The sequence below is a fragment of the Agrobacterium sp. 22117 genome, assembly GCF_052045735.1.
Lineage (GTDB): Bacteria > Pseudomonadota > Alphaproteobacteria > Rhizobiales > Rhizobiaceae > Agrobacterium > Agrobacterium cavarae.
In genome coordinates, this window is sequence record NZ_JBQEPP010000007.1 from 88,360 (window position 1) to 110,595 (window position 22,236).

Sequence of the window (22,236 nt, forward strand, 5' to 3'; positions counted from 1 at the left end):
GCGGCGACTATAGTCAAAACGCCCTCCTCCGCAATGGAGCCTATGAGAGGCGTGACAATGCTTGCATTGACCAAGGCGCGGCTTGCCCGTAAAGGTAAGGCACTGACGGTCTTTTTCCGGCAACGGGAAAAGCTAAGAGGGAACACGGTTCCGCCCGCTCTTTGGGTCAATCCGTGGCTGCCCCCGCAACTGTAAGCGGCGAGCCCGCACCGTAAAGCCACTGGATTTCGATCCGGGAAGGCGGTGCTAGGGCGCTCGTTCAAGCCGCAAGCCAGGAGACCTGCCGTTTCAGAACAAAACGTCTGCCGGGCGGGGTGCTCCGGTCAGTCGGTCTCGCCGAGTTTCGGTTTGCGCTGTCTCGCATTCCGTCTTCGGCATTCGCACCCCTTGCATGTTTGAATGGCGGAAGCGGATACGATTTGGATATTACCTCAACATCGTCACGGACCGAAGGATCAACCGATACGCGCGAAGCGTCAGGCCTGGTCGTTTATGTCTGCCGCAGTTGCCGCGACGAGGCGGAGCCGAATGCGGAGCCCCGTCCTGGTGCGCTTCTCGCGCAAGCGGCGATTGCGCTTGGCACTGATGCAAATGTCGAGGTGCGCAGCGTCAATTGTCTTGCCAATTGCAAGCGTGGCGCCAGCGCTGCAATACGCACAGCCGACGGCTGGTCCTATGTGTTTGGCGGGCTGACGCCTGAAAACGCCGTGGATCTGATCACCGGTGCGCGCCTGCTTTCCACGTCCACCGATGGCCTGATGCCCTGGCGCGGCCGTCCCGATAGTTTGAAGCGCGGCATGGTCGCGCGTATCCCCCCTTTGAATTTCGTCGAGGAGACATCATGACCACGCTAGAGCGCGTTCCCTGCACCATCGTCACCGGCTTTCTGGGCGCCGGCAAAACCACGCTGCTGCGCGGCCTTCTTGAAAAGCTCGATGGCAAGCGACTGGCGATCATCGTCAACGAGTTCGGCGATGTCGGTATCGATGGTGAAATCCTCAAAGGCTGCGGCATCGAAAGCTGCCCGGAAGAAAATATCGTCGAGCTTGCCAATGGCTGTATCTGCTGCACGGTCGCCGATGATTTTCAGCCGGCCATCGAACAGATCCTGAGCCGCCAGCCCAGGGTCGAACATATCCTGATCGAAACCTCCGGCCTCGCACTGCCGAAACCCCTCGTCCAGGCCTTCCAATGGCCGGCGATCAAGAGCCGCGTCACCGTCGATGCCGTCATTGCGGTGGCCGATGGCGCAGCGCTCGCAGAAGGCATGGTGTCGCATGACATGGATGCGCTGGCCGCCCAGCGCGCGAATGACGAAGCGCTCGATCATGACGATCCAGTCGAAGAAGTCTTCGAAGACCAGATCGCCTGCGCCGACCTGATCGTGCTGACCAAGGGCGATCTTCTCGATGCGGATGGTCTGGAGCGCGCAAAGGCACACATCACGGAGCACCTGCCAAAGGCTGCGAAGATCGTTGTCGCATCGCATGGCCAGATCGATCCTGCGGTTTTGATCGGTCTTGGGCTTGCGGTCGAGAACGATATCGAAAACCGGCATACCCACCATGATGACGAAGAAGACCACGATCACGACGAGTTCGACAGCTTCGTCGTCGAGCTTGGCGCCGTGTCCGATCCTGAGGCGCTGGCTCAGCGTATCGCCCAGACGGCGGCATCCGAGAATGTCCTGCGCATCAAAGGCTTTGTCGAAGTCTCCTACAAGCCGATGCGTCTGCAGGTTCAGGCCGTCGGCTCGCGCGTAAACCACTATTTCGATCGCCCTTGGGCTGCAGGCGAAGTGCGCCGGTCGGCGCTTGTCGTGATTGGCGAGAAGGGCCTCAACCGCGAGAAGATCGAACAGATGCTCGCTGCCTGACGCATCATGCATATTCTCGCCACCACATCCTCGTCGCTGGAAGACCTGATCGAGCCGGTTGATCTCAACCAGCCCCAGGCGGATGTGGTGGTGCTGTCTTTCTCGTCCAGCGACCTTGCAGGTCTGCAGCGCGCCTGGCCGGAGGATTCAGGCGTTTCGCTCAGCGTCGCCAATCTTTCCGAGCTGCGACATCCCATGTCCGTCGACCTCTGGATGGAAAAGACGGCGGAGCATGCCAAGCTGATCCTTATCCGGATTCTGGGAGGGGCGGATCGCTGGCGCTACGGCGTCGATCAGTTGGCGATGATGGCACGCAGGCGCGGCATCAAGCTCCTGCTTCTGCCCGGTGAGTGCAGCGAGCGCGACGAAAAGCTCGAGGCGCAATCCACGATCGACCAGGCGTGGCTCGCTTCGATCCTCTCCTTCTTCCGCGAAGGCGGCCCGCAGAATATGCGCTGCCTTTCGGAAGGTCTTGCCGCTTTTGCTAAAACCGATGTCTGGCCTGGCGTCACGCCGGAACCGCTGCCGAAATCCGGCTTCTATCTCCCGGGTCTTGGCGCCGTCCATGTGGATAACGCCCTCGCGGCTTTTGTCCCCGAAGCTCCAAGACTTCCCATTCTTTTCTACCGCTCCATGCTTCTGGCTGCCGATGTTGCGCCGATTGATGCGCTCTTCGAGGCGCTGAAATCCCGCGGTTTCGCGCCTCTGCCGATCTTTGTCAGCGGCCTGAAGGATGGCGAAGCGATCCGATTTCTGGAAGACGCGCTCGCATCGATCAGACCCGCTGCCATCGTCGCAGCCACTGCCTTTGCCAGCCAGACGGATCAGGACGGCAAGAGCCTGTTCGACCGGCTGGGCGTGCCGGTGTTCCAGGTGATAATGGCCACGACCCGGCGTGATGGCTGGGCCGAAAACATGCGGGGCCTCAATCCATCTGACCTCGCCATGCATGTGGTCTTGCCGGAACTCGATGGACGTATTCTCGCGGGTGCGATCTCCTTCAAACAGGCCGATCCTGCCGGGCGCCAGGGGATGATCAACGCCCCAGAGGCAGACCGGGTCGAGCAGGTTGCTCGTCGTATTGCGGCCTTCCTTCGGTTGACGCAGACTGCGACCGAGGAAAGACGTCTCGTCATCCTCATGCCGGATTACCCCGGTGCCGCACCCGGTCGCACGGGCTATGCCGTGGGCCTCGACGTACCGCAAAGCGTGCTGGAGATGCTGCGCGATATGCAGGATTTGGGTTACGCGGTCGGCGATATTCCGGCCACCGCACGTGAGCTTCTGGATCGGATTGAGACGGAGAGCGCCGCTCTTCCTCTCATCCGATACCGAACCTATTTCGACGCGCTTCCTGATGAGGCGCGCGCTGGGGTGGCTTCGGCCTGGGGCGATGCCGCTGACGACGAAGCTGTCGTCGATCAGGCCTTTCGCTTCCGCGCCGCCCGCTTCGGTTCCGTTGTCGTCGCGCTTGCTCCGGACCGTGGGCGCCAAGCCGACAGGCGGGTCGATTATCACGATCCAGCCTTGCCGCCGCGCCATGCGCTTGCGGCGTTTGGTGCGTGGATGCAGCAGGACTTCGATGCGCACGCCATCATCCATGTGGGCGCTCACGGCACGCTTGAATGGCTGCCGGGCAAGACGGTCGCGCTGTCGGAAACCTGTTTCCCGGAAATCGTCACCGGTCCGCTGCCGGTCATCTACCCCTTCATCGTGTCCAATCCAGGTGAGGCTGCTGTCGCCAAACGACGGATCGCTGCCGTGACGATCGGGCACATTCCGCCCGTACTGGTTGCCGCCGGTCTCTCGCCGGAGCAGGCGGCGCTTGAACAGCTGGTCGACGAATATGCTCAGGCCGATGGGCTTGATCGTCGTCGCCGCGACCGTCTGGCAAAGCTGATCGTCGAGAAGGCTTTCGAGACGGGGCTCGCCGCCGATGCCGGTATCGGCGCGGAGGCAGATGCGGATTCGGCTCTGACACGGATCGATGCCTTCTTGTGCGACCTGAAGGATTTCGCCATCAAGGACGGCCAGCATGTCTTCGGGCGCTGTGCGAGTGATGAGCCGGATTCTCTGAGGCGCGAAAGCGCTGCCCAAGAAAAGGCGGCGCTGCTGGCGGCGCTGGATGGTCATCATATTGTGCCGGGCCCATCCGGTGCACCCGCACGCGGACGACTGGATGTGCTGCCGACCGGGCGCAATCTCTATGCCGCCGATCCGCGCACCATGCCGACACCGACGGCCTTCGAGCTTGGAAAAGCTGCAGGCGAAGAGGTGCTGCGTCATCATCTGCAAAGCCATGGCGACTGGCCGCGGCATCTGGTTTTCGATCTCTGGGGCTCCGCATCGCTGCGCAATGGCGGCGAAGATGTCGGCCAGGCACTGCATCTGATGGGTGCGCGTCCGATCTACGATCAGGCGACCGGCCGGGTGAACGGCATTGAAGTTTTGCCGCCAGCCAAGCTCGGACGCCCGCGGGTGGACGTGACCTTCCGCATTTCGGGCCTGTTCCGCGATATGTTCCCGCCTCTGATTGCCCTTCTCGATGCGGCGGCAAGGACGATTGCTTCACGCGAAGAGTCGCCCGGCGACAATCCTCTGGCTGAGGAAACGACCTCTCTCGGTCGTATCCCAGCACGCATTTTCGGCTCGGCTCCCGGTACCTATGGCGCTGGCATCGAAGAGGCCTTGGCAAGCGGCGATTGGGACGAGCGGGAAGAGTTGGGCCAAGCCTATCTGGACGCGGCCAGCCACGCCTTTGGCGGGGCAGATGGCTTGTCGATCCTTTCCGATTCAGGCTTTGCTGCCCAAGTCGAACGCGCTGAACTTCTGGTTCATACCGGTGACGATCCGGGTCGCGATCTTCTGGACGGTTCATCCGACGTCGCCTTCATCGGTGGCTTTACCGCCGCCAAGGCAAAGCTTGGACAGGCGGCGGACGTGGTGGCGCTGGATACGACGGATCCCGCCCGGCCGCGTGCGCGCTCCATCGCCCAGGCAATCACCCGCGTTGTGCGAGCCCGTGCCGTCAATCCGCACTTCATCGCCGGACAGATGCGCCATGGTCCGCGCGGCGCGGCCGAATTTGCAGAAACTGTCGACCGGCTGATCGGCTTTGCCGAAACCACACAAGCTGTTTCCTCGTCGCTGATCGAAGCGCTCTACGATGCCTATTTCGGCAATGAAGAGGTGCGCGATTTCATTTTGCGGGAAAACCCCAAGGCTGCGGAGCTGATGGCACAACGCTTCCTGTCTGCACGCCGCCGCAACCTTTGGCACAGCCGTCGCAACGCCGTGGATGCGGAACTGGAAATGCTGATCGCTCCGCGGTCCTCCGAGGACTCGTCCAGGAGGGTTACGGCATGAACCCGCTCGCCCCGGTCCAGCCCTTTTCTCGCAGAGGCGTCTGCCCTGCCCTCTCCGCCCCGATGCAGACGGGCGATGGACTGTTGTCGCGCGTGGCCTTTACCGCTTCGCTGTCGCCAAGCGATCTCGACCGTCTCGGCGATCTCGCCCGCCGACACGGCAACGGGCTTCTGGATGTGACCGCTCGCGGCAGCCTTCAATTTCGCGGATTGACGGCTGACAGCGCTGTTGAACTGGAGCACGATGTTCTGGCGCTGCAGCTGCCATTGCGGCAGGGGCTTGCTGTGGAAGCCTCACCGCTTGCTGGGATGGACGATAGCGAAGTCGCCAATCCTGCGCCGATTCTTGAACTCATCAGCCACAAGGCCAGGGTGCTTGATCTCGATACGAAGCTGGCCGCGAAGATGTCGGTCATCCTCGATGGCGGTGGTGTGGCTCCGATGGGTGGGCTGCTTGCCGATATCAGGCTCAAAGCGGTCCAGCGGGACGGAGGCGTCCTCTGGCTGCTGATGCTGGGTGGCACGGAAGAGAAGGCCCTGCTCGCAGGAGCCTTGCGGATAGAAGATGCCGCGGATTGCGTGATCGATCTCCTCAGTCATCTGGCGGAGCGAGGACCGGATGCGCGTGGGCGCGATCTGGATATTGCGGCTGTGCGTGGTGTATGCGGCGATCGTCTCATGCACGTTGCATCAGACGTCCGCGCGCCAACGCATGACGTCGGGGTGCCGAAGCAAACCGATCAGCGCAGACTGTGGGCGCTCAATGATCGCCTCTGCGTCGCCGTTATCGCCCCGGCTTTCGGGCAGATAAGTTCGGAAGCGCTGTCTGCGCTGTGCAAGATTGCAGTCGATCTCGGCGTTCAGTCCATCCGGCCGGGTCCGGCGCGCGGGCTCTACGCGCTTGGGCATCACCACGCGTGCGCGGCCCTTATGGATTATGCCAAGACGGCGGGTCTCATTATCAGCGACAATGACCCTCGGACCACCATCGCTGTGTGCGCCGGCGCGCCATCCTGCGCATCGGCTTATGCCCCGGTTCGAGCCCTCGCAGAGTTCGCAGCCAAAGAGTGCGGCACGATGCTCGACGGCTCCTTCACCTTGCATCTTTCCGGTTGCGGCAAGGGCTGTGCCCATCCCGCCCCCGCGCTCCTTGCCTTTTTCGGCACGTCGGAAGGTTTTTCCTTCGGCTATCAGGCCAAGGCTTCAGCCCTTCCCGATGCGCAGCTGACCATCGATCACCAAAAGGCCGGGCTTTCCAGGCTTGCCCGCCTTTATGAAAAAGAACATAAGCCCGGAGAAAATGCCCGTGCTCTCCTTGTCCGCCTCGGCAAGGACAGGATTGTCACGGTGCTCCGACAGGACGAGACATGACGACTTACGACTATATCCGCAATGGCGATGCGATCTATGAGCGCTCCTTTGCCATCATCCGTGAGGAAGCGGATCTTAACGCCTACACGCCCGAACAGGCGGATATTGCCATTCGCATGATCCATGCCTGCGGACAGGTGGAAGCAGCGCGGCACTTTCGCTTTTCCGAGAATTTCGTTTCCGCCGCGCGTGGGGCGCTCGCAGCGGGAAAGCCCATTTTATGTGACGCGGAAATGGTTGCGCATGGCGTCACGCGGGCGCGTCTGGCGTCTGGCAATGCCGTGATCTGCACGCTGCGCGATCCGCGTACGCCGGAGTTGGCGAAATCCATCGGCAACACCCGTTCCGCGGCGGCCCTCGATCTCTGGGCCGATCACCTTGACGGCGCTTTGGTTGCCATCGGCAATGCGCCGACAGCGCTGTTTTATCTTTTGGAAATGCTGGAGAAGGGTGCGCCGCGCCCGGCAGCCATCATCGGCATGCCGGTCGGTTTCGTCGGGGCGATGGAATCCAAGGACGCGCTGGAAGAAAGCACGCTCGGCATTCCCTACGTCATCGTCAAAGGCCGCATGGGCGGCTCTGCGATGACGGCTGCTGCCGTCAACGCCGTTGCGAGGGCGGGCCTATGAGCGCTGCCCTTTACGATCCGGCACCTGAAAAGGCATTGAAGGGCAAGGTCATCGGTGTCGGCACCGGCCCCGGCGATCCCGAACTTCTGACGCTGAAGGCCGTGCGTGCTATCGAAACGGCAGACGTACTCGCCTTCTTCTGCAAGCGCGGCAGCAAGGGCAATGGCCGCGGCATCGTCGAAAGCTTCATCCGGCCCGGCACGCTGGAAATGCCGCTCGTCTATCCGGTCACGGTAGAAAGCGACAAGAACGGCGACGACTATCGCGGCGCGATCGCCGCCTTCTTCGATCAGTCGGCACGCGACATCGCCGTCCATCTGGATGCGGGTCGCACCGTTGCGGTTCTGTCGGAAGGCGATCCGCTCTTTTACGGTTCCTATATGCATCTGCATCTGCGGCTTGCGCCCAACTATCCGGCGGAAGTCGTTGCGGGCATCACCGCCATGTCCGGTTGCTGGTCGATGATCGGACTGCCGCTCGTGCAGGGAGACGACATCCTGAGCGTCCTTCCCGGCACACTTGGCGAGGATGCGCTTTTCGAGCGGCTTTCCGGCACGGATGGCGCTGTCATCATGAAGGTCGGTCGCAACCTGCCGAAGATTCGCCGGGCACTCGAAAAGGCTGGCAAGCTCGAAGGCGCGCTCTACGTCGAACGCGGCACCATGGCCAATGGCCACGCTATTCGATTGATCGAGCGCGATGAATCGCCTGCCCCCTATTTCTCTCTGGTTCTGGTGCCTGGCTGGAAGGATCGCCCGGCGGGAGAGATTGCGTGAGCCCGTCCTCCACCGGACGTCTGACGGTCGTCGGCCTCGGGCCCGGGAATCTCTTACAGATCACGCCGGAGGCACTGGCGGCTGTAGACGCGGCAGAGGATTTCTTCGGCTATATTCCCTATCTCGACAGGCTGTCGCTGCGTCCAGACCAACGGCGTCACGCATCGGATAATCGCGAGGAAATCTCACGCGCCGAAGCAGCGCTGACGTTGGCTGCAGCGGGTGGAAAAGTCTGCGTTGTCTCAGGCGGAGATCCAGGCGTTTTCGCCATGGCGGCCGCGGTCTGCGAGGCGATTGAGAACGGCCCTGCGGAATGGCGCGACATCGACTTTTCGGTCGTGCCCGGCGTCACCGCCATGCTGGCTGTCGCGGCAAGGGCGGGCGCCCCCCTCGGTCACGATTTCTGTGCCATTTCGCTCTCCGACAATCTGAAACCATGGTCGCTGATCGAAAAGCGGTTGGTGGCCGCGGCCGAAGCCGGTTTCGTCATGGCCTTCTACAATCCCGTCAGCAAGGCAAGACCGCATCAATTGGCGACGGCCTTCGATGTGCTGCGGGCGCACCTGCCGGGCTCCGTGCCTGTCATCTTCGGTCGCGCGGCCGGTCGTGCGGATGAGCGCATGCGGGTCGTGCCTTTGGCCGAAGCGCAGAGCGATATGGCCGACATGTCGACCTGTATCATCGTTGGATCGGTCGAAACGCGCATCATCGAGCGCGAAGGCCAGCCGTCGCTGGTTTATTCGCCGCGCTTTTCCAAGAGGGAAAGCTGATGGCGGATTGCGGACAGCGCAGTCTCGATATCCGGCACCACGACGCTCACCCCATTGGCCTCTTGGCGAGCGGGACGGTCGATCATGATCACAGGAATTCCAAGCGTGCGGGCAGCTTCGATTTTCGCGTGGGCCGCAGTACCGCCGGAGTTTTTCGAGACGATCACCTCGATCCCGTTACCCTTCAACATGTCGATCTCATCGGCAAGCGGAAAGGGTCCACGCGCCGTGATGTAGCGCGCATTCGCAACCTTAAGCGGCGGTTCTACCGGATCGACGCTGCGGATCAGATAGCGGTGCTGGGGCGCGGTTTCAAAGGGCAGGAGCTCCTGTCGGCCAAGCGCCAGAAAAGCGTTTGTGCTGACGGGACCCAGCGCAATCACCGCTTCCTCGACGTTTTCGACGTTCAGCCAGCGGTCACCCTCCCGCGCCACCCAAGCCGGGCGCGACAGTCTGACAAGAGCGACGCCTGCTATGCCAGCAGCCCTCACAGCATTGGCGGAAATGCGCGCCGCATAAGGGTGCGTCGCATCCACCAGCAGATCGAAACCTTCCTCGGCAATATAGCGCGCCAGGCCCTCAGCGCCGCCAAAGCCCCCGACGCGCATCGGGACGGGCTGCTTGACCGGGTCCTTCGTGCGGCCCGCCATGGACAGCAGAATTCGGTAGCCGGAGTCGTTGGCAAGCTTTCCAGCCAGGATGCGGGCATCCGCCGTGCCGCCGAGAATCAGGATGGAGCGTGTCATGGTTCGTGAATATGCCGGAACACCTGCCACTGCCAGCAAAAAACCTGCGCCATGGCTCTCCATCGTCGGTATCGGGGAGGATGGTCTTGCCGGGCTGGCTGAAAACGCTCGTCGCGCGATCGCGGCGGCCGAGGTCGTCTTCGGCGGCAAACGCCATCTCGAGCTTGCCTGCGATGCCATCACGGGCGAAGCGCGGCCTTGGCTCGTGCCCTTCGATGTCGGCATGGCCGAAGTCGTCGCCCTCTCTGGCCGGAAGGTCTGCGTCCTGGCGTCCGGCGATCCTTTCTTCCACGGTGTCGGCGTTACCCTGTTGCGGCTGGTCGATCCGGTAGAGGTGATTACCTACCCTGCTCCCTCCTCCATCTCGCTTGCCGCATCGCGTCTAGGCTGGGCTTTGCAGGATACCGCCTGCATTTCCCTGCATGGACGTTCCATTGACCTCATCCGACCGCATCTTCATGCTGGCGCGAAGATCATCGCGCTGACATCCGATGCCAGCGCCCCGGCGCTGATTGCCACCCTTCTCAAGGAGGCAGGTTTTGGCAGGTCGATCTTCCATCTGCTCGAAGCACTTGGCGGCACCCGCGAGAACGCCCGCACGACGACGGCACAAGGTTTTGCCTTTGCGGATGTCGATCCGCTCAATGTGGTCGCTATCGACGTCGTTGCGGATGAATCGGCACGAATCCTTCCCTTCGCCAGCGGGCTGGACGACGCGCTGTTCGAACATGATGGGCAAATGACCAAGCGTGAAATCCGCGCCGTCACGCTGTCGTCGCTTGCGCCTCGCCATGGTGAGCTGCTGTGGGATATCGGCACTGGCTCGGGCTCGATCGGCATCGAATGGATGCTCTCGCACCCGTCGCTGCGGGCCATCGGCATCGAGCAGAACACGGAGCGGGCAGAGCGCGCCATGCGCAATGCCGAAGCCTTTGGCGTGCCTGGTCTGGATGTAGTGATCGGCACGGCACCTGACGCTTTCGAAGGCCTGCCAACCCCCGACGCCATATTCATCGGCGGCGGCGGCAGCGAGGCCGGAGTTTTAGAGGGCGCAATCAGCGCCTTGAAGTCGGGCGGGCGGCTGGTTGCTAATGCCGTAACGCTGGAAATGGAGGCCATGCTGCTCTCCGCTCAGGCGCGATTAGGCGGGTCTCTGATCCGGCTTGAGGTGGCGCGCGCGTCCCCTGTCGGGCAGATGCAGGGCTGGCGTGCGGCGATGCCCGTCACACAGTGGGCTTGGGTCAAACCGAAGGATGTGCCGTGATCGTCGCTGGCGTCGGGTGCCGCAAGGGTGTGAGCCCCGAGGCGGTAATGGCTGCGCTTGGGCAGGCATCTGCCGAGCACAAGGTCTCATTCGCCTTCATGGCCACGGCGCCCTTCAAGGCCGATGAGCCAGCCTTGCTGGAAGCTGCGACCCGGCTTGGAATGGCTTTCGTCGTGGTGGCGCAGGCCGATTTCGACGCTGCCGCCGCTCGGACGCTGACCCGATCCGCATTGAGTTCGAAACATGCCGGCTCGCCGAGCGTCAGCGAGGCATCGGCGCTCGCCGCGCTTGGTGAAGCGTCGAGACTGATCGCCCCGCGTATGGTGATAGGCGATATTACCGTGGCCTTTGCCACGTCAGGAGACAAGATATGACGGTTCACTTCATTGGCGCTGGCCCCGGTGCCGCAGATCTCATCACGCTGCGCGGACGCGATCTGATCGCTGCTTCGCCCGTCTGCCTCTATGCCGGTTCGCTGGTGCCAAAAGCGCTGCTCGACTATTGCCCGGAAGGTGCGCGCATCGTCGATACGGCAGCCTTGTCGCTGGACGAAATCGAGGCGGAGTTCGTTGCCGCCGCGCGAGACGGCAAAGACGTGGCGCGGTTGCATTCCGGCGACCTTTCCGTCTGGAGCGCCATGGGCGAACAGATCCGCCGTCTGGAACGGCTGGGGCTCGACTACACCGTCACACCCGGCGTGCCATCCTTTGCCGCCGCGGCCGCCACGTTGAAGAGAGAACTGACAGTGCCGGAGGTGGCGCAGAGCCTGGTGCTCACACGCATTTCCGGTCGGGCGTCGAAAATGCCGGAGAGCGAAAACCTCAAGGCATTCGGCGCGACCGGTGCAACGCTTGCCATTCATCTTGCGATCCACGCCATCGGTCAGGTGGTGGAGGAATTGACGCCGCTTTACGGTGCCGATTGCCCGGTCGCCATCGTCGTGCGCGCCTCCTGGCCGGAAGAGCGCGTCATCTCCGGTACGCTGTCCGACATCGTCTCCCGCCTCGCGGAAGAGCCGGTCGAGCGCACTGCGATGATATTCGTCGGCAAGGGTCTTGCCTCGTCCGATTTTCGCGAAAGCGCGCTCTACAGCACCGACTACGTTCGGCGGTTCCGAACACCCACGGCCGAGTAGTCTCAGCGCGCCTTCAGAAAATCTTCTGCAAGCTCCACCCAGAAGGCGGTGCCGATCGGGATGATGTCGTCATTGAAGTCGAATTTTGGGTGGTGCAGCGGCGGGTCGTTGTCGGTGCGCTTGGTGCCGAGGAAGAAATAAGAGCCAGGACGCTTTTCCAGCATATAGGCGAAGTCTTCCGCTCCCATGGTCGGGCGCTCCATTTCCAGAACCTTGTCGGCACCGGCAAAGCGCGTTGCGAGCGCTCGAATGTAATCGGTTTCCGTCTTGTGGTTGACTGTCGGGCTGTAGCCGCGCTCATACTCCAGTGTCACGCTCATGCCGTAGCTGGCCGCCTGCCCTTCGGCGATCATACGAATGCGCTTTTCCAATTCGTCGCGGGCTTCCGGATCGAAGGAACGGATGGTGAGCAGCATTTCCGCCGTCTCGGGGATGACATTGCTCGCCTTGCCGCCGTGAAAGGCGCCGACGGTGACCACCGCCGGCATCAGCGGATGCACGTTGCGCGACACAACCGTTTGCAACGCCATGATGATGCTGGCGCCGGCAACGATCGGGTCCGAGGCGCTTTGCGGCTCCGCCCCATGGCCGCCATAACCGTTGACGGTGATCTTGCACTCATCCACTGCCGCCATGACCGGGCCGTCGCGCAGAACGAAATGGCCGAAGGGCTGGCTCGGGTCGTTGTGCAGGGCAAAGACCGCATCACAGGGGAAGCGGTCGAACAGGCCATCCTCGATCATGATACGCGCCCCACCGAAATTCTCTTCCGCCGGCTGGAAGATCAGATGGATCGTGCCGTCGAAATTGCGGCGCTCGGCAATGATCTTTGCGGCACCCAGCAGCATCGCCGTGTGGCCGTCATGGCCGCAGGCATGCATCATGCCGGGCGTTTCGCTTGCATAATCCGCGCCGGTTTCCTCGTCGATCGGCAGGGCATCGATGTCGGCGCGAATGCCGACGCTGCGGTTGCTCGTGCCGTTGCGCAAGGTCGCGACGACACCAGTGCCTGCCAAGCCCCTTGTTACCTCATAACCCATCTCCGCCAGGCGTCCTGCAACGAAGTCGGAGGTCTTGAATTCGGACAGGCCGATCTCCGGATTGCGATGCAGATAGCGGCGGATTTCAACCACCTCTTCCATGACGTTCGACGAAGAGGACAAGGTGACGGGGTGTAGGGTCATGCTGTGCTGTTCCGTAGCTTTGTCGCAGCAGACGAGCTGCCGGAGACGTTCTTCAAGCAGCATGGATAGCAATATCGCGCGCTCTTGATAAGGCCACGTCGTCGTCCGTCAGGATTTGTCTTCTTGCGCAGCGATGAAACAGATGGCATGGAACTGAAAATGCCTTGAAACATTCAAAACCTTCTGGTCACATCAGTTCAGGAAGACGAATGCCAAGCAGGTATGGGGAGATTTCAGGGAAGGCAGGGACAATTTCGCGCGGAGGAGTTTGCGAAATGTCCGGCACCGGCGCGAGGCGCACTCGCGTGACGATCCATTCTCGAGAAACTATTGATATTATATACTGAAATACGCACGCCCCGATTTCACCATGTCGGGCGGTAAGATTTGTCCTCGCTACCGTGTGCTGGTTCGCGGTGGTTCAGCAAAGGTTCAGGATCAGCGCGAAATAAAGCTTGCCACATTGTTTCACTCTCGATGAGAACTCTGAAACAGTTAAGGGTTAAAGACTAGCCTAAAGCACTTCACTCAGGGTCCAGAATACGAGCCGATGTCATTTCATATAACGCCGCCCGCCGCCGCCCGTGATTCCGAAACCAAGCAGATCGATCACAACGACTCGATCCGGTCCGTCTATTTCAATATAGACGAGCTGAAAGCTTGCGGATCGGACCTGTCTCAATCGGGCTCCCCTGCCCTCCCAGGCTTTATGGAATTCGACTTCTTCGCGCGCCACCGCGAAAACGAGAAGGAGATTCTGCGCGTCTATCGCACCACAGCGGTGGATTCGGAAAATGGCCTGACGATTACGCCGGCTGCGGAATGGCTGCTCGACAACCATTATGTGATTGAAGAGGCGATCCAGGAAGTTCGCCGCGACTTTCCGAAGAAATTCTATCGCCAGCTACCGACGATGCGGGTCGGCAATGCCGAGATCCCGCGTGCGCTGGCGCTGGCCTGGCTCTACGTCGCCCATACGCACAGCACGGTCTCGCGCGAAAGCCTGACTGCGCTTGTCGAAGGTTTCCAGACCCACAAGACATTGCAGATCGGTGAAATCTGGGCGCTGCCGTCCTTCCTGCGCTTCGTGCTGATCGAGAACCTGCGCCGCATCTCCATTCGTGTGGAGCGCTCGCGTCGCATGCGTCACAAGGCCAATGAGGTGGTGGACGAGATCATCCGCCTCAACGATGCCGAGCCATCGGCGGAATTCCTCAAGCAGATCGACCCTCTGGTGGACGATCCGACATTCGCGACCCAGTTCCTCTATCGCCTGAAGAATGGTTCGCAGACCTCGAACTTCGCCCTGAATTGGCTCGAGGAACGCCTCCACAGCGTCGGCACCGACGCCGAAAATGTGATGATGGCGGAGCATAATCGCCTGGCATCCGGTAATGTGACGATGGGCAACATCGTCAGGAGCCTGCGCGAGATCGACGATACCGAATGGTCCGTCTGGTTCGAAGATGTCAGCCATATCGACAAGGTTCTGCGTGAGCAGACCGATTACGAAACGCTCGATTTCGGCTCGCGCAACACCTACCGCAACAATGTGGAACTCCTGGCGCGCCGCTCTCCCAAAACCGAAGTCGAAGTGGCCCAGCTTGCCGTCGACATGGTGGCGGAAGCTGCCAATTCCACGGATGCCTATCCGCATCAGCCGAATGTCGGCGCCTTCCTCGTCGGTCAGCGCCGCAAGGAGCTGGAGCAGCGCATCGGCTATAACCCGTTGTTTGCACAGCGTGTGGTGCGCACCATGCGCCGTTTCAATTGGCTTGCCGTGGCCGTCCCGGTTCTGGTCCTGACGGCGATTGCCATGCTGGCGGTCGGCTGGTTCCTGGCTGAAGCCGGCATGCCCTGGTATGTGGTCAGCGCATTCCTGCTGATGTTCGCGCTTCCGGCGTCCGAAGGTGCCACGGGCCTCTTCAATACGCTTGTGACCTTCTTCGTCAAACCGTTCCGCCTTGTCGGTTACGAATTCAAGAACGGCATTCCCGAAGATGCCCGCACGCTGGTTGCCGTACCATGCATGATCACCAGCCGCGACGCGGTTGACGAAATGATCCGCAATCTGGAAGTCCACTATCTCGCCAACCCGCATGGCGAAATTTACTTCTCGCTGATCAGCGACTGGCGCGACGCGCAGCAGGAGCAGACCACCGAGGATGTGGAGCTTCTGGAATATGCCAAGCGCGAAGTGGCGACGCTGTCTGCGCGCTACGCCTTTGACGGCAAGACCCGCTTCTTCCTGCTTCACCGCCGCCGCATCTACAATCCGTCCGAAGGCTGCTGGATGGGCTGGGAGCGCAAGCGCGGCAAGCTGCATGAGCTGAACCTGCTGCTTCGTGGCGACAAGGACACGACCTTCCTCAATGGCGCCAATACCGTGCCGAAGGACGTCAAATACGTCATGACGCTCGATGCCGATACGCGCCTGATGCGCGACGCGGTCACCAAGCTCGTCGGCAAGATGCACCACCCGATCAACCGCCCGGTCCATGATCCGGAAACCGGCCGCGTAATCCATGGCTATGGTCTGTTGCAGCCGCGCGTAACCCCTTCTCTGACGACGGGCAAGGATGCGTCGGTGTTCCAGCGCGTCTTTTCGATCAGCCGTGGTATCGACCCTTATGTCTTCACCGTTTCGGATGTCTATCAGGACCTGACTGCAGAAGGCTCGTTCACCGGTAAGGGCCTTTACGACGTTGACGCCTTCGAAAAGGCGCTCAAGGGTCGGATCGATGAAAATGCCGTTCTGTCGCACGACCTTCTCGAAGGCTCGTTCGCACGTTGCGCCCTCGTAACCGACGTCGAACTCGTCGAAGACTTCCCGACCCGCTACGAGGTCGAAGTCTCGCGTCAGCATCGCTGGGCGCGTGGCGACTGGCAGCTGCTTCCCTACATTCTCGATCCGGCGCGCGGCGTGACCGCGCTTGGCCGCTGGAAGATGATCGACAACCTGCGTCGCTCGTTGACTCCGATTGCATGGTTCGTTGCCTCCGTTCTCGGCTGGTACTTCATGGACCCGTTCGGCGCGTTGATCTGGCAGATCCTGCTGATCTTCTCGCTCTTCGTTGCGCCGACGATCTCACTGCTCTCCGGGCTCGTTCCGCGTTCGACAGATATAGTGCCACAAGCGCATTTCCATACGATCTGGTCGGAAATCCGCGCCACCAATGCGCAGGTCGCTCTTCGCATCGTCTTCATTGCCGATGGCGCCTGCATGATGGCGGATGCCATCGCGCGTTCGCTCTATCGCCTCTTCGTCAGCCGCAAGCTGATGCTGGAATGGCGCACGGCTGCCAGCATTCAGTCCAGTGCGCAGGGCAGCGTCTTCGATTATTACAAGCAGATGTGGCATGCGCCGGTCGTGGCCCTGCTTGGCCTGCTCTTTGCAGCGCTTCCCGGCGATAACGCCTTCCTCGTCGGCATTCCGTTCGCGCTTCTGTGGGTCTTTTCGCCTGTCGTCGCCTGGTATGTCAGCCAGTCGGCGGAAACCGAAGACCGGATGTTCGTCTCCGAGCATGTGTCCAGCGAGTTCAGAAAGATCGCGCGTCGCACGTGGCGTTACTACGAGATGTTCGTCAACAAGGACGAAAACTATCTGCCGCCGGACAATTTCCAGGAAACACCGACGCCGGTCGTTGCCAGCCGTACGTCGCCAACCAATATCGGCGTCTATCTGCTGTCGACGATTTCTGCCCGACAGTTCGGCTGGATCAGCTTCTCCGACACGATCGAGCGTCTGGAAAAGACCATCGAGACGGTCGAGAAGATGGAGAAGTATCGCGGTCATCTCTACAACTGGTACCACACCGATACGCTTCAGACGCTTGGTCCCCGCTACGTCTCTGCCGTGGATAGCGGTAACCTTGCCGGGCATCTGATCGCGATTTCGTCTGCCTGCCGCCAGTGGGCGGAGGCACCGTCTGCACATCTTCAGGGTAATCTCGATGGTATCGGCGATGTCGCTGGCATTGTCCGCGAAAGCCTGAAGGAGCTGCCTGACGATCGCAAGAATCTGCGTCCGCTGCATCGTCGTCTGGAAGAGCGCATCATCGGCTTCTCCAACGCGCTCGCCTCCGTCAAGCGCGAGCATGAGTTTGCCTCCATCCGCGTCATCAACCTCGCTGTCCTAGCGCGCGATATCCAGAAGCTTGCCGCCAATCTCGATCTGGAAGTGAAGTCCGAGCAGAGCGCGGAAATGACGCGCTGGGCACAGATGCTGGTGGATTGCTGCGAAGCGCATATTTCCGATAGCGCCTTCGATCACTCGACCATCGATTCGCTTCGCGAACGGCTCGCTTCGCTTCGTGATCGCAGCCGCGATCTCGCCTTCTCCATGGATTTCGGCTTCCTCTATCGCAAGGATCGTCGTCTGCTTTCCATCGGTTACCGCGTGGAAAGCCAGGAGCTGGACGAAGCCTGCTACGACTTGCTTGCTTCCGAATGCCGACTGACCTCGCTCTTTGCCATTGCCAAGGGCGATCTGCCGACGGAGCACTGGTATCGTCTCGGCCGTCAGGTCGTGCCGATCGGCGCACAGGGCGCGCTGGTCTCCTGGTCCGGTTCGATGTTCGAATATCTGATGCCGCCGCTCGTCATGCAGGAGCGTCAGGGCGGTATTCTCAACCAGACCAACAATCTGATCGTTCGCGAACAGATCAATCACGGTCGTCGCCTCGGCACGCCGTGGGGTATCTCGGAAGCGGCCTTCAATGCCCGCGACCATAACATGAACTACCAGTACACCAACTTCGGTGTACCGACGCTCGGCCTCAAGCGTGGTCTTGGTCAGAACGCGGTCATTGCGCCTTATGCCTCGATCCTGGCGGCGCAGTACGACCCGGATGCGGCGCTCGAGAACCTCGAAAAGCTGCGCAAACTTGGCGCGCTTGGTCGCTACGGCTTCCATGATGCTGTCGACTTCACGCCAACCCGCGTGCCGGATGGCAAGGTCTGCGCTGTCGTCTACAACTACTATGCCCACCACCATGGCATGTCGATTGCGGCTGTCGCCAACGTCGCCTTCGACGGTTTCCTGCGTGAACTCTTCCACGCAGATCCGGTGATCGAAGCGGCCGAACTTCTGCTGCAGGAAAAGGCACCGCGCGAAGTGCCGGTGATGAGCGCCAAGTATGAGCCGGAAACACCCGGCAAGGAACAGGCCGATCTGCTGCGGGCCGAAATCCGCACCGTCACCGATCCCGCCATCCGCGACCGCGACGTGGTGTTCCTGTCGAATGGTCATTACTCGACGATGCTGACGGCAACCGGTGCCGGTTATTCCAAGTGGAATGGCCAGGCGGTGTCCCGCTGGAAGGCCGATCCGACGGAAGACCGTTGGGGCACGTTCCTGTTCCTGCGCGATACTACGACCGGACAATGGTGGAGTGCGACAGCCGAACCACGTGTCGCCGAAGGCGAGACGACCAAGACTGTCTTCATGGACGACCGTGCGGAATTCCACAAAACCGTGGGCGATCTGCAGAGCGTCGTGGAGTGCATCGTCGCCACCGAGCATGATGCCGAAGGCCGTCGCATCACGCTTCTGAACGTTGGTACGGAAGATCGCTTCATCGAAGTGACCTCCTATCTCGAGCCGGTCATCGGCAAGGAAGATGACGACAACGCTCATCCGCTCTTCTCACGCATGTTCGTGCAGACGGAGATCGGCAAGCGTGGGGACGTCATCCGCGCATGGCGCAACAAGCGCTCGCCAAGCGAACCCGGCACCATCATCGCCCATCTGGCGGCAGACAATGCCGGCTCGTCGCGTGCGACCGAATACGAGACCGATCGTGCCAAGTTCATCGGTCGCGGCCGCACTCTTGCGGAAGCGGCAGCCTTCGATCAGGGTGCCTCGCTCTCCAATTCGGATGGCTTCACGCTTGATCCAATCCTGTCGCTGCGCCGCGTCGTTCGCGTGCCTGCGGGCAAGAAGGTCAGCGTGATCTTCTGGACGATCGCGGCCCCTGGCCGTGAGGATGTCGACAAGGCGATCGATCGTTACCGCCATCCGGATGCCTTTGCCCATGAACTCGTTCATGCGTGGACGCGCACCCAGGTGCAGATGCGCCATGTGGGCGTTACCTCGCAGCAGGCAGCAGCCTTCCAGCATCTCGGCCGTTATCTCGTCTATCCGGACATGCATCTGCGTGCCGATGCCGAGACGCTCAAGACCGGGCTTGCCTCGCAGCGTTCGCTCTGGTCGCTGGCCATCTCCGGTGACTTCCCGATCTTTGCGCTGCGCATCAATGACGACATGGACATGGATATCGTCCGTGAGGCGCTGAGCGCGCACGAATATCTGCGCTCTCGTGGCGTGATCTTCGATCTCGTCATCGTCAATGAACGCGCAGCATCCTATGCGCAGGACATGCAGCATGCGCTGGATCACATTTCCGAAGCGCAGCGCCGTATCAACCCGGCAGATGGCGGTCGCCCGCATGTCTTCTCGGTGCGCCGCGACCTGATGGATGAGGAAACCTGGGCCGCCCTTCTTGCGGCCTCGCGCATCGTGCTGCACGTCCGCAACGGCAAGATCGTCGATCAGGTCAACCGCGCCGTGTCGCTGTTTGCCGCCAATCGTGGACCGGATAGCGCCAATACGGCTCTCGCCCGCGTGCCCGCGCCGGCCTATCCGGTTGCCGATCCCGTCGAGGACACCAACGATCTCGATTTCTGGAACGGTTTTGGTGGCTTTACCAAGGATGGCCGCGAATATGTCGTCCGGCTCAATCGTGGCCAGGCGACGCCGCATCCGTGGATCAACGTCATCTCCAACGAGAAATTCGGCTTCCATATCTCGGCGGAAGGCGCCGGCTTTACCTGGAGCCGCAATTCGCGCGACTACCAGTTGACGCCATGGACGAATGACCCGGTCACCAACCGCCCAGGCGAAGCGATCTATGTCGCCGATGCCGAAAGCGGAAAGATTCACTCGCCATTCGCTGCCATCGGTCGCAATTCGGAAGCCGTCTTCGAAGCCCGTCACGGCCTCGGCTACTCCACCTTCCGCAGCGTGGATGATGGTCTCGACATCGAAGTGACGCAGACGGTGGACCGCGAGAAACCGGTGAAGCTCTCGCGCCTGACCATCCGCAACGTCGGTACGCAGAACCGCCGCCTGAAGACCTATGGTTATGTCGAATGGGTGCTGGGCAACAATGCCCAGAAGTCTGCGCCGTTCATTCTCAGCAGTCTTGATGAGGACACCGGGGCGCTCTTTGCCTCCAATCCGTATAGCATCGACTATAATGAGAGAACGTCGTTCCTGTCGCTTGATGGGCCATCGACCAGCTTCACCACCAGCAAACGGGAATTCATCGGCCGCTTCGGCACGATCCATGCCCCGCAGGCGGTGGTCACGGGCGCTGCTCTTTCCGGCGGCACGGAGCTCGATGGCGCGCCTTGCGCGGCATTGATGCAGGAAGTTCATCTGAAGCCCGGTGAAGAGCGCCACGTGCTCTTCTATCTCGGCGATGCCGATACGGTGGATGAAGCGCGCGCACTGGTGAAGGATATCCGCAGCGCGGATTTCGACACGGTGCTTCAGGCCAACAAGGATTTCTGGAAGGGCTTTACCGGCCAGTTGCAGGTGTCGACGCCTGATGCCGGCTTTAACCACCTCGTCAACACCTGGCTGCCCTATCAGGCCTTTTCCTGCCGCATTCTGGCGCGTACGGCTTTCTACCAGTCGAGCGGTGCCTTCGGCTTCCGGGACCAGTTGCAGGATACGCTTGCCTTCCTGCTCTACCAGCCGGATCTTGCCCGAGCGCAGATCATCCGCGCTGCCGGTCGTCAGTTCGTCGAAGGCGACGTCCAGCATTGGTGGCTGCCGCTGACCGGTGCCGGTGTCCGCACGACGATCTCAGACGACGTGGTGTGGCTTGCCTATGCCACCTACCAGTACCTCGCGACGACTGGCGACAAGGCAATCCTCGAGGAGGATATTCCGTTCCTCAAGGGTGCGGCCCTGATGCCAGGCCAGCACGATGCTTTCTTCCAGCCGGAAACGAGCGAGAAGACCGGAAGTCTCTATGAGCATGTGGCACTGGCGCTTGATCTTGCCATCCATCGCACCGGCGAAAACGGTCTTCCGTTGATGCTCGGCGGTGACTGGAACGACGGCATGAACCTCGTCGGTATCGGTGGCAAGGGCACCAGCGTCTGGTTGGGCTGGTTCCTGGCCGGTACGCTGCGCGACTTCATTGCCATCGCCGAGGAACGCCGCGATCTTGACCGCGTCGAACGCTGGAAGACGCACCGCGACAAGCTGCGCGCGGCACTCGAAACAGCGGGCTGGGACGGCGACTATTACCGTCGTGGCTATTTCGACGACGGCACGCCGCTCGGTTCTTCCTCCAGCGAGGAGTGCCAGATCGATTCGCTCGGCCAGAGCTGGAGCGTGCTTTCCGGCGAAGGCGAGGCCGATCGTTCGCAGCAGGCCATGAATGCGGTGATGAGCAAGCTGGTGGACGAGGATCTCGGCATCATCCGTCTCTTCACCCCGGCTTTCAGCCGCACGCCGCACAATCCCGGCTACATCAAAGGATATCCGCCGGGCGTTCGTGAAAATGGCGGGCAGTACACTCATGCCGCAACGTGGGTGGTGCTGGCGCTTGCCAAGCTCGGACGCAGCGAGGATGCATGGAAGTGCTTCTCGATGCTGAGCCCCGTCAACCATGCGCTCAATCGCGAGGCGTCCGAGACCTACCGTGTCGAGCCCTATGTGGTGACGGCGGATGTCTATGGCGAAAACGCCTATGCCGGCCGCGGCGGCTGGAGCTGGTACACGGGCTCTGCCGGTCTGCTCTACCGTGCGGCGGTCGAGGGCATCCTCGGCATCACCCGTCACGGCGGCAAGCTGCATATCGCGCCTTCGCTGCCGGAAGCCTGGGATGGTTTCTCCGTCCAGGTGACGATCGACGGCACTGCCCGTGACGTCTCGGTCAAACGCACCGCAGGCTCTTCGGACATCGCTGTCACGATCGACGGCAAACCGGTCAAGAGCACAGATCGCGCCATCCCGTTCGACTGAACCGGGTTCCGGACGCTACGAAACGATAAAAGCCACGGCGCGTAACAGTGCCGTGGCTTTTCATTCCATAGGGTGCA

At 61.3% G+C, this 22,236-nt stretch carries 13 protein-coding genes and 1 riboswitch; of the genes, 11 read left to right on the forward strand and 2 right to left on the reverse strand.

The features are described from left to right. The first annotated feature begins 89 nt into the window (after window positions 1-89). Window positions 90-302, forward strand: a riboswitch (cobalamin riboswitch). 117 nt (window positions 303-419) lie between these two features. From ACTJKV_RS19600 to ACTJKV_RS19630, 7 genes are read left to right on the forward strand one after another with little or no spacing between them, the layout of a single operon-like run. Further along, window positions 420-845, forward strand: a complete 426-nt coding sequence (locus tag ACTJKV_RS19600) for a DUF1636 family protein (protein ID WP_274103524.1) — start codon at window positions 420-422, stop codon at window positions 843-845. Continuing rightward, a complete protein-coding gene (cobW, locus tag ACTJKV_RS19605; protein ID WP_274103620.1) occupies window positions 839-1,876 on the forward strand; it encodes a cobalamin biosynthesis protein CobW in 1,038 nt (345 codons plus the stop codon). The genes ACTJKV_RS19600 and cobW overlap by 7 nt, the downstream gene beginning before the upstream one ends. A 6-nt stretch (window positions 1,877-1,882) precedes the next feature. Continuing rightward, window positions 1,883-5,242, forward strand: coding sequence for a cobaltochelatase subunit CobN (gene cobN, locus ACTJKV_RS19610; protein WP_274103522.1), 3,360 nt, complete (start codon window positions 1,883-1,885; stop codon window positions 5,240-5,242). Continuing rightward, the gene (gene cobG, locus ACTJKV_RS19615) at window positions 5,239-6,612 is read left to right on the forward strand and encodes a precorrin-3B synthase (protein WP_274103521.1); all 1,374 of its coding nucleotides are present in this window, start codon (window positions 5,239-5,241) and stop codon (window positions 6,610-6,612) included. Before cobN ends, cobG begins: the two co-directional genes overlap by 4 nt. Further along, window positions 6,609-7,241 (forward strand): precorrin-8X methylmutase, encoded by a 633-nt coding sequence (locus ACTJKV_RS19620; RefSeq protein ID WP_440599358.1) that lies wholly within the window; start codon window positions 6,609-6,611, stop codon window positions 7,239-7,241. The genes cobG and ACTJKV_RS19620 overlap by 4 nt, the downstream gene beginning before the upstream one ends. Then, on the forward strand, window positions 7,238-8,017 hold the full coding sequence (locus ACTJKV_RS19625) for a precorrin-2 C(20)-methyltransferase (RefSeq protein ID WP_274103517.1): 780 nt from the start codon (window positions 7,238-7,240) through the stop codon (window positions 8,015-8,017). The genes ACTJKV_RS19620 and ACTJKV_RS19625 overlap by 4 nt, the downstream gene beginning before the upstream one ends. Then, a complete protein-coding gene (locus ACTJKV_RS19630) occupies window positions 8,014-8,787 on the forward strand; it encodes a precorrin-3B C(17)-methyltransferase (protein ID WP_274103515.1) in 774 nt (257 codons plus the stop codon). The genes ACTJKV_RS19625 and ACTJKV_RS19630 overlap by 4 nt, the downstream gene beginning before the upstream one ends. Here ACTJKV_RS19630 and ACTJKV_RS19635 read toward each other — a convergent pair. After that, window positions 8,754-9,533: a cobalt-precorrin-6A reductase gene (locus ACTJKV_RS19635; protein ID WP_274103513.1), complete on the reverse strand. Its 780-nt coding sequence runs from the start codon at window positions 9,531-9,533 to the stop codon at window positions 8,754-8,756. The two genes, ACTJKV_RS19630 and ACTJKV_RS19635, sit on opposite strands and share 34 nt — an antisense overlap. Between ACTJKV_RS19635 and cbiE the strand changes: the two genes are divergently transcribed. Genes cbiE through cobM form a run of 3 tightly spaced genes read left to right on the forward strand, consistent with a single transcriptional unit; the run spans window position 9,532 to window position 11,932 of the window. Then, window positions 9,532-10,797 (forward strand): precorrin-6y C5,15-methyltransferase (decarboxylating) subunit CbiE, encoded by a 1,266-nt coding sequence (cbiE, locus tag ACTJKV_RS19640; RefSeq protein WP_274103512.1) that lies wholly within the window; start codon window positions 9,532-9,534, stop codon window positions 10,795-10,797. The two genes, ACTJKV_RS19635 and cbiE, sit on opposite strands and share 2 nt — an antisense overlap. Beyond that, window positions 10,794-11,171 carry a cobalamin biosynthesis protein gene (locus tag ACTJKV_RS19645; protein ID WP_274103511.1) on the forward strand — a complete coding sequence of 126 codons (378 nt, stop codon included), beginning with the start codon at window positions 10,794-10,796 and terminating at the stop codon, window positions 11,169-11,171. Before cbiE ends, ACTJKV_RS19645 begins: the two co-directional genes overlap by 4 nt. After that, on the forward strand, window positions 11,168-11,932 hold the full coding sequence (gene cobM, locus ACTJKV_RS19650) for a precorrin-4 C(11)-methyltransferase (RefSeq protein ID WP_274103510.1): 765 nt from the start codon (window positions 11,168-11,170) through the stop codon (window positions 11,930-11,932). Before ACTJKV_RS19645 ends, cobM begins: the two co-directional genes overlap by 4 nt. 2 nt (window positions 11,933-11,934) lie before the next feature. Here cobM and ACTJKV_RS19655 read toward each other — a convergent pair whose 3' ends face one another. Then, complete coding sequence (locus tag ACTJKV_RS19655) at window positions 11,935-13,074, reverse strand: M20 aminoacylase family protein (protein WP_113267566.1); 1,140 nt, start codon at window positions 13,072-13,074, stop codon at window positions 11,935-11,937. Window positions 13,075-13,666: 592 nt separating this feature from the next. Here ACTJKV_RS19655 and ACTJKV_RS19660 point away from each other — a divergent pair. Then, complete coding sequence (locus ACTJKV_RS19660) at window positions 13,667-22,159, forward strand: GH36-type glycosyl hydrolase domain-containing protein (protein ID WP_440599359.1); 8,493 nt, start codon at window positions 13,667-13,669, stop codon at window positions 22,157-22,159. The last annotated feature ends 77 nt before the right edge of the window (window positions 22,160-22,236 follow it).

Excerpts from the sequence above, each read along its gene's own strand:
- cobN (WP_274103522.1), top strand. The coding sequence starts at position 1,883 with ATGCATATTCTCGCCACCACATCCTCGTCGCTGGAAGACCTGATCGAG.
- cobG (WP_274103521.1), top strand. The coding sequence starts at position 5,239 with ATGAACCCGCTCGCCCCGGTCCAGCCCTTTTCTCGCAGAGGCGTCTGC.
- ACTJKV_RS19620 (WP_440599358.1), top strand. The coding sequence starts at position 6,609 with ATGACGACTTACGACTATATCCGCAATGGCGATGCGATCTATGAGCGC.
- ACTJKV_RS19625 (WP_274103517.1), top strand. The coding sequence starts at position 7,238 with ATGAGCGCTGCCCTTTACGATCCGGCACCTGAAAAGGCATTGAAGGGC.
- cbiE (WP_274103512.1), top strand. The coding sequence starts at position 9,532 with ATGGTTCGTGAATATGCCGGAACACCTGCCACTGCCAGCAAAAAACCT.
- ACTJKV_RS19635 (WP_274103513.1), bottom strand. The coding sequence starts at position 9,533 with ATGACACGCTCCATCCTGATTCTCGGCGGCACGGCGGATGCCCGCATC.
- cobM (WP_274103510.1), top strand. The coding sequence starts at position 11,168 with ATGACGGTTCACTTCATTGGCGCTGGCCCCGGTGCCGCAGATCTCATC.
- ACTJKV_RS19655 (WP_113267566.1), bottom strand. The coding sequence starts at position 13,074 with ATGGAAGAGGTGGTTGAAATCCGCCGCTATCTGCATCGCAATCCGGAG.
- ACTJKV_RS19660 (WP_440599359.1), top strand. The coding sequence starts at position 13,667 with ATGTCATTTCATATAACGCCGCCCGCCGCCGCCCGTGATTCCGAAACC.